At 70.7% G+C, this 11,635-nt stretch carries 7 protein-coding genes; 3 read left to right on the top strand and 4 right to left on the bottom strand.

Going from position 1 to position 11,635, the window contains the following annotated elements:
* From ADY59_RS10100 to ADY59_RS10090, 3 genes are all read right to left on the bottom strand, one after another.
* Nucleotides 1–974, bottom strand: a 974-nt coding sequence (locus ADY59_RS10100) for a LacI family DNA-binding transcriptional regulator (RefSeq protein ID WP_049560565.1), incomplete at its 3' end; no start/stop codon positions are given.
* A complete protein-coding gene (locus ADY59_RS10095; protein WP_049560563.1) occupies nt 971–3,730 on the bottom strand; it encodes a glycoside hydrolase family 3 protein in 2,760 nt (919 codons plus the stop codon). The genes ADY59_RS10100 and ADY59_RS10095, both read right to left, overlap by 4 nt.
* Before the next feature lie 104 nt (nt 3,731–3,834).
* The gene (locus tag ADY59_RS10090) at nt 3,835–5,049 is read right to left on the bottom strand and encodes an ROK family transcriptional regulator (RefSeq protein ID WP_049560560.1); all 1,215 of its coding nucleotides are present in this window, start codon (nt 5,047–5,049) and stop codon (nt 3,835–3,837) included.
* 174 nt (nt 5,050–5,223) lie between these two features.
* Between ADY59_RS10090 and ADY59_RS10085 the strand changes: the two genes are divergently transcribed.
* Genes ADY59_RS10085 through ADY59_RS10075 form a run of 3 tightly spaced genes read left to right on the top strand, consistent with a single transcriptional unit; the run spans nt 5,224 to nt 8,758 of the window.
* A complete protein-coding gene (locus ADY59_RS10085) occupies nt 5,224–6,864 on the top strand; it encodes an extracellular solute-binding protein (protein WP_049560557.1) in 1,641 nt (546 codons plus the stop codon).
* The gene (locus ADY59_RS10080) at nt 6,792–7,832 is read left to right on the top strand and encodes an ABC transporter permease (protein ID WP_082309993.1); all 1,041 of its coding nucleotides are present in this window, start codon (nt 6,792–6,794) and stop codon (nt 7,830–7,832) included. Before ADY59_RS10085 ends, ADY59_RS10080 begins: the two co-directional genes overlap by 73 nt.
* Entirely contained in the window at nt 7,829–8,758 is a 930-nt protein-coding gene (locus ADY59_RS10075) for a carbohydrate ABC transporter permease (RefSeq protein WP_049560555.1), read from the top strand. The genes ADY59_RS10080 and ADY59_RS10075 overlap by 4 nt, the downstream gene beginning before the upstream one ends.
* A 38-nt stretch (nt 8,759–8,796) precedes the next feature.
* Here the strand turns inward: ADY59_RS10075 and ADY59_RS10070 are convergent, their stop codons facing one another.
* Entirely contained in the window at nt 8,797–11,484 is a 2,688-nt protein-coding gene (locus tag ADY59_RS10070; RefSeq protein WP_049560552.1) for a cellulose binding domain-containing protein, read from the bottom strand.
* Nucleotides 11,485–11,635 lie beyond the last annotated feature (151 nt).

Genomic DNA, 11,635 nt, shown 5'->3' with positions numbered 1-11,635 from the left:
GGAAGGAGGGTCGCGTGGGGGGCGGGCTTGCCGTCGAGTTTGTCCATGACGAGACGGACGGCTTCGCGGCCGACCTCCTCGGCGGGGATGAGCACCGAGGTCAGGGGCGGGCTGGCGCGTTCGGCAACGTCGTCCGGGCAGATGGCCACCACGGCGACGTCCTGCGGGACGCGTTTGCCGAGCTGGCGCAGGGCGCTGAGGACGTGCCCGACGGCGGCCTCGTTGTGGACGACGAGGCCGGAGAGGCCCGGCCGGTCGGCCAGGAGGGTGCGGACGGTCTCGTACACCTCGTCGAAGGTCTCCTCGCAGGGCAGCGCGACGCCGGTGACACCGTGGACGGCGAGGGCGGCGACGAAGCCCTCGCGGGTGCGGCGGGCGAAGCCGGTGCCGCGCTCGTAGACGACGGCGGGGGCGCCGAGCAGGGCGATGTGGTCGTGGCCGCGTTCGGCGAGGTGGGCGACGCAGCGCTCGCCGGCGGCGGCGAAGTCGAGGTCGACGCAGGTGAGGCCGGCGGGTGAGGCGGGGAAGCCGATGAGGACGCTGGGTTCGGCGAGGTCGCGCAGCAGCGGGACGCGCCGGTCGTCCAGTTCGACGTCCATGAGGACGAACGCGTCGACGAGCGCGCTGGCGGCCACCCGGCGGATGCCGTCGGTGCCCTCGTCGGCGGTCAGCAGGAGCACGTCGTGGTCGAAGCCGCGCGCCGCGGTGACGACGGCGCTGGCGAAGCGCATGAGCACGGGCACGTGCATGCCGGCGCGCAGCGGCAGCACCAGCGCGATCACCTTCGCGCGTTTGCTGGCCAGGGCGCGGGCCCCGGCGTGCGGGTGGTAGCCGAGCGCGCTGATGCTGTCGAGGACGCGCCGCCGGGTGTCGGCGGAGATCGTGCGCTTGCCGCTGAGCACGTAGGAGACGGTGCTGACGGCCACGCCGGCGTGCCTGGCGACCTCGGCGATCGTGACCGTGCGGCCGCTCAAGCGCCGGCTCCGAAGTCGAGCTGGGTCAGGGTGACGCCGTCGTTCTCGAACACGACATAAAGATCGTGCACTCCCCGCACGCCCGCAAGTGAGGCGACGATGGCGTGCTGGTCGTGGCGCCGGGTGCGGGGCACCGGGAAGGTGGCCAGCGACTTGCCGTAGAGGGGGTCGCCGACGCGCAGGGTGATCACGCCGCCTTCGGTGCTGCCCGCGACGGCCAGGCAGGATGCGGTGCCGGTGAGGTCGACCTGGCGGAAGAGGATCCAGGCGCCCTCGGTCTCGGCGCGTACGGCCTCGCCGGTCTCGCGGGTGGCGTCGGTGAAGGTGATCGCGTCGTACTCGTCGTGGTCGACGGCGCGCAGCAGGCCGCGGCGGGGCGGGACGATCTCGCCCGCGACCTCGAAGCGGGCGCTGAGCCGCAGGTCGGTGGCGCTGCGGCCGACCATGAGCTGGTGCGGCGCGCTCTCCACGACGAACCGGCTCCTGGTGACGTCCCAGAAGGCCAGCTCGCTCACCGGCAGGTCGAGGCGGACGGTACGGCTCTCGCCGGGCGCGAGCCGGACCCGTTCGAAGCCGCGCAGGCGGCGCAGCGGCTGCTTGACCCGGGAGCGCTGCTGGTGGGTGTAGAACTGGACGACCTCGGCGCCGGGCCGGTCGCCGGAGTTGGTGACGGTGACCTCGGCCGTGACCAGGTCGCCGGTCAGGCTGACGCGCAGGCCGGCGTAGTCGAAGGCGGCATAGCTGAGGCCGTGGCCGAAGGGATAGCGGGGGGTGCCGCGGAAGTACAGGTAGGTGGCGTCGGCGGTGATGATGTCGTAGTCGAGCAGGTCGGGCAGCTCCTGCTCGGAGCGGTACCAGGTCTGGGTGAGGCGCCCTTCCGGGTCGGCCTCGCCGAACAGCACCTCGGCGAGCGCGTGGCCGTACTCCTGCCCGCCGTGCGCGGACCAGAGCACGGCCGGCAGGCCGGTGGCCGTCCAGGTGAGCGGGTAGCCGCTGCTGACGACCATGACGGTGCGCGGGTTGGCGGCGTGCACGGCCCGGACGACGGCGTCCTGGGCGGGGGCGAGGGCGAGCGTGTTGCGGTCCTCGGTCTCGCGGCCGTTGACGAGCGGGTGGTCGCCCACGACGACGACGGCCACGTCGGCGGCGGCGGCCAGGTCGGCGGCCTGCCGGGCGCCCTCCCTGATGACGTCCATGACCAGCCACACGGCCTGGTCGGCGTCGTCGACCAGGCGCAGCGTGCCGTCGTCGCCGGTGCCGACGTAGCAGCCGGTGGAGATGTGCCGCAGCGCGAGTGAGCCGCGTGGCCGCTCCTCCATCCGGAACGTCTGGCGCACCTCCCACCCGTTGGGCCCCGGCTGGTCGTTGACGAGCACGCCGTCGGCCACGGACACGAACCGGCCGGTCGCCACGGCACGCAGCGCGTAGGCGCCGCCGCCCCAGTCGAACACGTCGAACGTGTCGGCCTCGGCGGTGCCCAGGCTGAGCGGCCCGCCGGCCGGGTCGGCCGTCACGGGCCCGGCCTCGGCGGTGAGCGTGACCCGGTCGACGCCCTCGCAGAACACGGTCCGGCACCGCTCGGCCAGCCCGCCGCGGGCGGTGACGGCGTACGGGAGCGTGCCGCTGTACCAGTCCTCCAGCACGGTGTCGCCGAGCTGCCCGATGACGGCGATCGTGGTGACGTCGCGCAGCGGAAGCAGCCCGTCGTTGTCCAGCAGCACGATCGAGCGCCGCGCCGCCTCCCTGGCCAGCTCCTGGTGCGCGGGGCAGTTGACGACCTCTTCGGTGATGTCGTCGTACGGGGTCTCCGGGTCGAACTCGCCGAGCCGGAACCGGATCGACAGGGCGTGCCGCACGGCCGTGTCGACGTCGTCCTCGGTGAGCAGCCCGCGGTCCAGGGCGTCGCGCAGGTGCCCGAGCGTGGCCTCGGCGCGGTCGTCGTCCTGGGTGAAGCTGTCGAGCCCGGCCTTGAGGGCGTGCGCGTACGCCTCGGCGGGGGTTTCGTGGTAGCCCTGCAGGCCGAACAGGTTGCCGGGCGCGTAGGCGTCGCTGACCACGAGCAGGTCGTCGGGCGCCCAGGCGCGCAGCACCTCGTTGATCAGCGGGCTGAGGTGCGCGGGGCGGCCGTTGACCAGGTTGTAGGAGGGCATGACGGCCACGGCGGCGCCCTGCTCCAGGGCGGGGCGGAAGGCGGGCAGCTCGTACTCGTGCAGCACCCGGGGCGGGATGTTGCTGGAGGTCTCGCAGCGGTCGGTCTCGTTGTTGTAGGCGAGGAAGTGCTTGAGCGTGGGCGCCGTCTTCAGGACGGGAGCGCTCCCACGGAGTCCGTGGGCGTACGCCGCGCCCATCAGCCCCGTCAGCCACGGGTCCTCGGAGTAGCCCTCCTCGTTGCGCCCCCAGCGCGGATCCCGCAACGGGTTGACGACCGGGGCCCAGACGTTGCGCCCGGCGCCGGTCGGGTCCTTGTGGTGGAAGGCCAGCACCTCGTCACCGGTCGCCTCGCCGACCCGGCGGACCAGCTCCGGGTCCCAGGTCGAGGCCAGCCCGATCGCCTGCGGGAACACGGTCGCGGGGCCGAGCCACGCCAGGCCGTGCAGCGCCTCGGTGCCGGTGCGGAAGGGGCCGACGCCCAGACGCTCGACCGGCGCCTGGTACTGGTGCAGCAGGCTCACCTTCTCGGCCGGAGTGAGCCTGCTCGACAGGTCGGCGATCCGGTCGGGGAGGGGGATCTCGGGGTCGCGGAAGGGTTCGTGCATGGCCATCCTCTGAGGGGTGTCGAAGCGCTTCGATGACCGGCCGTCTACGTTTCGGAGGTGTTTCGTGGAGTTTCATGAAGGGTGCACGTCACCGTGAACCCTGGTCAAGGGTTTCGCGAGATTCCCCCGGGCAATCTTCCCGAATCGACCGAGTCGAGCACCCGGGCCGCGCCGCCCAGCGCCGCGGCGTCGTGCCCCAGCGTCGAGGCCACCACCCGCACACCTCCGGCCTGCGGCGCGATGGCGCGGTCGGCGACCTCGGCACGCACCGCGGGCAGCAGCCACGACGCCAGCGGCACGTAGTAGCCGCCCAGGATCACGACCCCCGGGTTGAGCAGGTTGGCGATGATCGACACGCCCCTGCCCAGGCCGGCGCCCACGGACGCGAGGAGGGCCAGCGTGCTCTCGTCGCCCGCGCGGGCGGAGCGCACCACCTCCTCGATCTCCACCTCGATCTCGGCCGGTGACGGGTCCATCCGGCGCAGCACGGCGCCGATGCCGGCCACCGCCTCCAGGCAGCCGCGCCGTCCGCAGCGGCACTCCGGGCCCTCGGGGTCGAGCTGGACGTGGCCGAGTTCGCCGCTGTAGCCGAGCCCGCCGCGCCGCAGCCGCCCGTCGAGGATGACGCCGGCGCCCACGCCGATCTCGCCGGTCAGGTAGATCAGGTCGGCCGCCCCCGCATGGGCGCCGAACCGCTGCTCGGCCAGGGCCGCCAGGTTCGCGTCGTTGTCGACCTGGATGGCGAACCCCGGATCGCGCAGCGCCTTGGTCAGGTCGCCGCCGATGTCGGCGTCGTACCAGCCGAGGTTGGGCGCGATGCGCACGGTGCCCTGCACGTCGACCAGGCCGGGCAGGCCGACGGCCAGCCCCAGCACCCGGCGCTCCTCCTTGGCCATCCGGTTGATCACCCGCCGGACGATCGCGGCCACGGCGGCCACGCCCTGGTTGACCGAGTCGCCCGCGCTGAACGAGCGCCGCCAGGTGAGCAGCCGCTCCCCCGCCAGGCCGGTGGCCACGGCGGAGACGTAGTCGACGTTGATCTCGACCCCGATCGCGGCGTACGGCGACCCGTCGAGGACGAGCATGGTGGCCGGCCTGCCCACCCGGTTCTCCGTCAGGCCGGTCTCACGCACCAGCCGCCGGTCGATGAGGTCGGCGACCAGGCTGGACACGGTGGCCTTGTTCAGCCCCGTCGACGCCGCGATGTCGGCCCGGGAACACGGCGCGTGCTCGCGCACGAAGCGCAGCACGACCGCGAGGTTGGTGGCCCGGACGTCCGCGAAGTCGGCCGGCTGCGGGCCAGTCGTGGATGTGATCAATATCAGCCCCGTTCCCGCCGAGAAGTGACCCCAGCATGCCGCATCGCGGGCTCCCTTCACCAACCTGTGACCGTGACGCTCCCTTGTGGGTACGGTCACAGTCTACTAATTTGTTTGGTCGAAATACCAACTAATTTTCTCGAGGCCATCCCCACTCAGAGAAGAGACCGAGCCATGTCATCTCAGACAACCCGTCGCGGGTTTCTCGGCCTGGTAGGTGCGGGCGTCCTGGCGGCGACCGCCGGCTGCGCGGAGAAGAGAGAGCTGTCCAAAGGCACGGCCGTCGCCGCGGACAAGCTCAAGAGCCTGGTGCCGAACCGGATCCCGTTCGCCATCCCCGGCCTCAGTCCGGACCTGCCGGGCAGCGAGTTCGTCAACCCGGGCTTCGTCACCCGTCCGGCCCAGATGGTGCAGGCCGTCACGACCAAGCCGCTGACCAGCGGCAAGGAGGTGACGGCGATGACGCCGCTGTGGGGCACGGTCCCTCCCGGGCTCGGCGACAACTCCTACTACGAGGCCGTCAACGAACGGCTCGGCGGCACCGTCCGGTTCAACATCTCCGACGGCAACACGTACGTGGAGAAATTGAACACCCTTCTCGCCAGCGGCGACGTCCCCGACATGATGCAGATCCCCGGCTGGAACATCATCACGATCGCGCACTTCACCGAGGCGGCCAACAAGCTCTTCGCCGACCTGTCGCCCTACCTGGCCGGGGACAAGGCCAAGGAGTTCCCGCTACTGGCCAACTACGACACCGCGGCCTGGCACTACGGCGTCTTCGGCGGCGTCCTGCAGGGCATCCCCTGGCAGAACGACCCGTACCCGCTCGCCACGTTCGTCCGCCAGGACATCCTCGACGAGCTCGGCCTGGCGCAGCCCAAGAGCGCCGACGACATGCTCGTGCTCGGCAAGGAGCTGACCGACCCGAAGAAGAAGCGCTGGGCGTTCGGCGCCGTCGACCAGGAGATCCAGCGCGCCTTCAACTCGCCTCGCGAGTGGCGCAACGTGGGCGGCAAGCTCGTCTACAAGTACGAGACCGAGGAGTTCGCCGCCTCCGTCGAGTTCGTCACCAAGCTCTTCGAGAGCGGCTGGGTCCACCCGGACGTGGTGGCCAACAAGGACGCCGACCAGAAGGCGCCCTTCGGCAGCGGCCAGCTCGTCATCTACAAGGACGGGCCCGGCTCCTGGCACGAGGCGCTGGGCCGCTTCCTGCCGGACAACCCGAAGTTCGACATGCGGGCCGTCGCGCCCTACCCGGCCAAGCCCGGCGGCAAGGTCATCGTCTGGCGCAACGAGCCCGCCGGCATGTTCACCTTCATCAAGAAGGGCCTCGGCGACGCGCGCACCCGTGAGCTGCTCGGGCTGGCCAACTGGTGCTCGGCGCCGTTCGGCACGCAGGAGTACGAGCTGGTCAACAACGGCGTCGAGGGCAAGCACTACGACGTCAAGGACGGCAAGGCCGCGCCGAGCGCGCTCGGGCGCAAGGAGGTCGCGCCCACCTACCTGTTCCTGTCGGGCCGGCCCGGCGCCATCTCCCAGAGCCAGTACCCCGGCTACGTCCAGGCCATGTGGGACTGGCAGACCGCCTCCTCGCAGCACCTGGAGAACGACCCGTTCGTCGGCATCCGCGTCGAGGTGCCGTCCAAGATGGCCGGCATCGCGCAGCCGACCGAGGACAAGCTCAACGAGATCTACCGAGGCAAGCGGCCGGTCTCCGAGTGGAAGCAGATCGTGAAGGAATGGCAGGACCAGGGCGGCAACGAGGCCAGGGAGTTCTACAGCAAGGTCGCCCGGGAGAACGGCCGGCTGTGATCTCCACGACCGCCGCTCCGCCCCGCCGGGGCCGGGCGGCCAAGCCCGGCGCGGAGCTGACCTGGCGGGCCAAGCTGCGCAGGGACTGGCCGCTGGTCCTGATGAACCTGCCGATGCTGCTGGTCGTCCTGGCCTTCTGGTGGATCCCGGCGCTCGGCAACGTCATCGCCTTCCAGGACTACAACCCTTACACCGACGGCATCCTGGGCAGCCCGATCATCGGGTTCACCAACTTCGCGCTGCTCTTCGAGGATCCGCAGTTCCTGCGCGCGATGGTGAACACACTGGCGATCACCGCGTTCCAGCTCGTGTTCTACTTCCCGGTGCCGATCATGCTGGCGCTGCTGCTCAACAGCGTGGTCTCGGCCCGGCTGCGGGCGTTCGTGCAGGGCGTCGTCTACATGCCGTACTTCTTCTCCTGGGTGCTGGTCGTGGCCATCTTCCAGCAGATGTTCGGCGGTGCCGGGCTGCTGTCCCAGCTCCTGCGCGAGCGGGGGCACGAGGGCATCGACTGGATGACGAACTCCGACACGTTCATCCTGCTGCTCACCTCCCAGACGATCTGGAAGGACGCGGGCTGGGGCGCGATCATCTTCCTGGCCGCGCTCAGCACGATCAGCCCGAGCCTGTACGAGGCCGCGGCGGTCGACGGCGCCAAGCGGTGGCGCCGGATGTGGCACATCACGCTGCCGGGGCTGCGTCCCGTCATCGTCCTGCTGCTGATCCTGCGCCTGGGCGACGCGCTGAACGTCGGTTTCGAGCAGTTCATGCTGCAGCGCAGCGCCGTCGGCAGCCAGGCGTCGGAGGTGTTCGACACCTTCGTCTACTGGTCCGGCCTGCGCACCGGCGACCTCGGGTACGGCGCGGCCGCCGGGTTGTTCAAGGGACTGGTCGGGCTGCTGCTGATCGTCGCGGCGAACCGGGTGGCCCACGCGTTCGGCGAGCGAGGGGTGTATTCCAAGTCATGACGCTCTTGGGGACGGGGCGGGCCAGGAAGCCCGCCGGGCTGGCGGCGTGGGAGGAGGCGCCCTCCCCCGCGGGACGGGTCGGCAAGGGCACGCTGCTCACGCTGATCGTGCTGGCCGTGCTCTTCCCGCTCTACACGATCGTGCTGACCAGTCTCAGCTCGGCCGCGACCGTGAACCGGGTGGGCGGGCTGGTCCTGGTGCCCGAAGGCATCCATTTCGACGCCTATATCCAGATATTTTCGGACTCGGTGGTGAGCCGGGCCGTCATGGTGAGCACCATCGTGACCATCGGCGGCACGGTCATCAGCCTGGCCGTGAGCGTGCTGGGCGCGTACTCGCTGTCGAGGCCCGGCTCGTTCGGGCACCGGCCGCTGCTGTTCAGCGTGCTGCTGATGTTCGTGTTCTTCCCCGGCATCATCCCCGTGTATCTGATGGTCAGCGGGCTGGGGCTCAAGGACAGCTACTGGTCGCTCATCCTGCCGACGGCCGTGTCCGCGTTCAACGTGGTGGTGCTGCGGGCGTTCTTCATGAACATCCCGGGCGAGATCATGGACAGCGCGCGGATAGACGGCGCGGGCGAGTTCCGCATCCTGTGGCGGATCGTGCTGCCCATGTCCAAGGCGGTCACGGCGGTCGTCGGCCTGTTCTACGCGGTGGGCTACTGGAACGCGTGGTTCAACGCGATGCTCTACATCGACGACACGCGCAAGTGGCCGCTGGCGCTCATCCTGCGGCAGTACGTGGTCGACTCCAACCCGCTGCCCACCGCGACGCTGGGCGTGAGCGGCATGGGGCACGACGCCCCGCCGACGCTGGCGATCAAGATGGCGATCGTGGTCATCGCGGTGGTCCCGGCGCTGATCATCTACCCGTTCGTGCAGCGCCACTTCACCAAGGGCGTCATCGTGGGGGCGATCAAGGGCTGAGCCGAGGGGGCGGCGCGGTCACCGCCCCCTCGCCCAGGTCAGCTCGCCGTGCAGGTGAGGGCCGCCGGCGCGGTGTTGCTGCCGGAGTAGCTGCCGTTGAAGCCGAACGACGTGCTCGCGCCCGGTTGGACGGCGCCGTTGTAACCGGCGTTCGTCACGCTCACCGCGGTGCCCGTCTGGGTGTGGGCGCCGCTCCAGAGCTGGGTGATGCGCTGGTCGCCGGGGAACGTCCAGGTGACCTTCCAGCCCGCGAGGGCCGAGGCGCCGGTGTTCTTCACCGTCACGCCCGCCTGGAAGCCGCCCGGCCACTGGTTGCCGGGCTGGTAGGTGGCGGTGCACGCCTTGCCGGTGGTGGGCGTGACCGTCACGGTCGGGGTGACCGTCACCGTGGGGGTCACCGTCACGGTCGGGGTCACCGTCACGGTCGGGGTGATCGTCGGCTCGGGGCCGGTGCGGTCGCCGTAGATGATGCCCCGGCCGTTGGTGCCCAGGTAGACGCGCCCGTACACACGGGGGTCGCCCGTCAGGGCCTCGCCCATGTTGCCCCACTGGTGCTCGTCGTCGTTGATGCGCACCCAGGACGAGCCCGCGTCGTCGGACCGGTAGAGGCCCGTGACGCCGCCCGTGGTCGCCACCGCGTACAGGGCCTGGTAGGAGGCCCCGGGCGCGGCCTTGCCGAAGCCGATGTTCACCGCCGAGGTGATGCCCGGCAGCTTGGCGAACGAGGCGCCGCTGTCGGTCGAGTGGAACAGGCCCGTCCCGCCCGCCAGCCAGACGTCGCCCTCCTTGCCCGGCAGCGCCTTGAAGTGGGCGTTGCCCTCGGCGGGCAGCCCGGTCGCGGCCGTGGCGGTGAACGTCGCGCCGCCGTTGGTGCTGACGTAGAACCGGCCGGCGGCGAAGCCGTAGAACTTCATCGGGTTGACCCGGTCCGACTCGACGACCGCGCCGGTCGGCAGGCCCTGCGCCTGCTGCCAGGAGTTGCCGTAGCCCACCGAGTAGTGCGGCGCGACGCCCTTGGGCGCCCACACGAACCGGGAGCCGTCGGCCGCCGCCGCGACCGTGCCGCCCTCGTTGATCCCGCCCGGTTCGCCGCCCTGGAACCAGTTCGCGCCGCCGTCCGTCGAGAAGGCCACGTGGCTGTCGTTGGGGCGGTCGGCGTCGGTGAAGTTGCCGGCCCTGACCATCACGGCGGGGTTCTTCTCGGCGTAGTCGAGGCTGGTGGTCGAGGTGAAGCCCGGCGAGGTGAACATCATCGGCGGCACCGCGTCCAGGTTGGTGTGCCGGAAGCCGCCGATGTCACCCAGCGCGCTGACCAGCGGCGCGCCGCTCGGCGGGCTGACCAGGTCGAGGACCGCGGTCTCCTCCAGGCCCTTGACCATCGGCTTGATCGTGAACTGGCCACCGGAGTCCCATTGCGTGAGGTCCTCGGTGCCGTAGATCGTCGCGCCGGTGCCGTACATCATCCGGTCGGAGTCGAACGGGTCGATCTCCAGCGATTCGGTCATCCAGCCGAGCTTGGGCGTGACCTCGGGAGGCTGCGGGTTGGTGCCGAACGTCAGCCACGGCACCGCGGAGACGTCCATCTTGTAGCGGAAGCTCCGGTTCGGGTACGACGTCCAGTCCCACACGCGGGTCCAGGTGGCGCCCGAGTCGGTGGACCTGAAGAAGATCACGTCAGGCCACCAGGAGATCTGCGTCGCGACCATGAGCGTGCCCGGGTCCTGCCGGTCGAGGGTGAGGCCGCTGTAGCCGAAGTAGTCGTCGGCGCTCGACGACGGCACGGGGCTGACCTGCGTCCACGTGCCGGTGGCGGTCGCGTACCGCCACACGTCACCCTTCGCACCGTCGTACGGGCCGCCGGTGTCGCTGGTGGCGATGAACAGGTGGCCGTTCTCGGTGTCGAGCACGCCCTTGTGCGCGATGTAGCCGGTCGGCTGCCCCGCCACCCGCTCCCAGGTGGCCCCGGCGTCGGTGGTGCGGTAGACGGTGTTGTCCTTGTCGGCCACGCCCACGTAGATCGTCCGGGTGGCGCTGCCGGCCGACGACGAGCGCGGGTCGTACGTCACCCACACGACGCCCGGCCGGTGGCTGAGGTAGCCGTTCGGGTCACTGGGGTCCTGGGCGTAGTTGCCGGGGTTCGGGAAGCTCGCCACCTTCGCCCAGGTCGCCCCGTAGTCGGTGCTGCGCCACAGGCCGTTGCCGTTGGGCGTGCCGAAGTACAGCACGTTGTTCTTGTTCGGGTCGACGGCCAGCGCCTCACCCATGCCGCGGCCCGGCATGTTGCCGCCGAGCTTGAACGGCAGCTCGGTGGCCTGCCACGAGTCGCCCTTGTTCGTGGAGCGCAGGATGGCCCCGTTGTTGGGATCCCAGTCGTTGGTGTACATGCCGACGGCGGCGTAGACCCGGCCGGTGTCGACCGGGTCGGTGGCCATGCTGACCACGCCGTTCCAGCCCCACTTGTCCCAGCCCACCCAGTCGAGCAGCGGCTTCCACGACTTGGCGGACTCGTTCCACCGGTACGCGCCGCCGATGTCGGTGCGAGCGTAGACGAGGTCGCGCTCGGTGGGGTTGAACAGGACGGCGGGCACGAACCCGCCGCCGTCGATCCTGACGTTCTTGAACGCGTACGGATCCGCCGCGACGGCGGACACCGGTGCCATCCGCACCACCGCCGTGACGATCAGCACGGCGGTGATCGCGATCAGGCTGAGTAATGCCTTTCGCATGAGCGGCTCTCCCTTTCCGGGCACGCCGCAGGCGCACCCGAGGACGAACAGACAGACCGCCATGCACGAACCAGGTTGCAGGACCCTGACCGTCGCCGCGCCTCGCGCGCATGAGCTAACACAGAGGCTCACACAGGCGACGATCGAGGTC

This window comes from Nonomuraea sp. SBT364 (genome assembly GCF_001083785.1).
Taxonomy (GTDB): Bacteria; Actinomycetota; Actinomycetes; order Streptosporangiales; family Streptosporangiaceae; genus Nonomuraea.
Note: the sequence above shows the minus strand (reverse complement) of the source record. Positions and strands in the feature narration are given on the sequence as shown.

What these genes read in the sequence shown, in the direction of transcription:
- ADY59_RS10095 (WP_049560563.1), bottom strand. Translation starts at nt 3,730, where the DNA reads ATGCACGAACCCTTCCGCGACCCCGAGATCCCCCTCCCCGACCGGATC.
- ADY59_RS10085 (WP_049560557.1), top strand. Translation starts at nt 5,224, where the DNA reads ATGTCATCTCAGACAACCCGTCGCGGGTTTCTCGGCCTGGTAGGTGCG.
- ADY59_RS10080 (WP_082309993.1), top strand. Translation starts at nt 6,792, where the DNA reads ATGGCAGGACCAGGGCGGCAACGAGGCCAGGGAGTTCTACAGCAAGGT.
- ADY59_RS10075 (WP_049560555.1), top strand. Translation starts at nt 7,829, where the DNA reads ATGACGCTCTTGGGGACGGGGCGGGCCAGGAAGCCCGCCGGGCTGGCG.
- ADY59_RS10070 (WP_049560552.1), bottom strand. Translation starts at nt 11,484, where the DNA reads ATGCGAAAGGCATTACTCAGCCTGATCGCGATCACCGCCGTGCTGATC.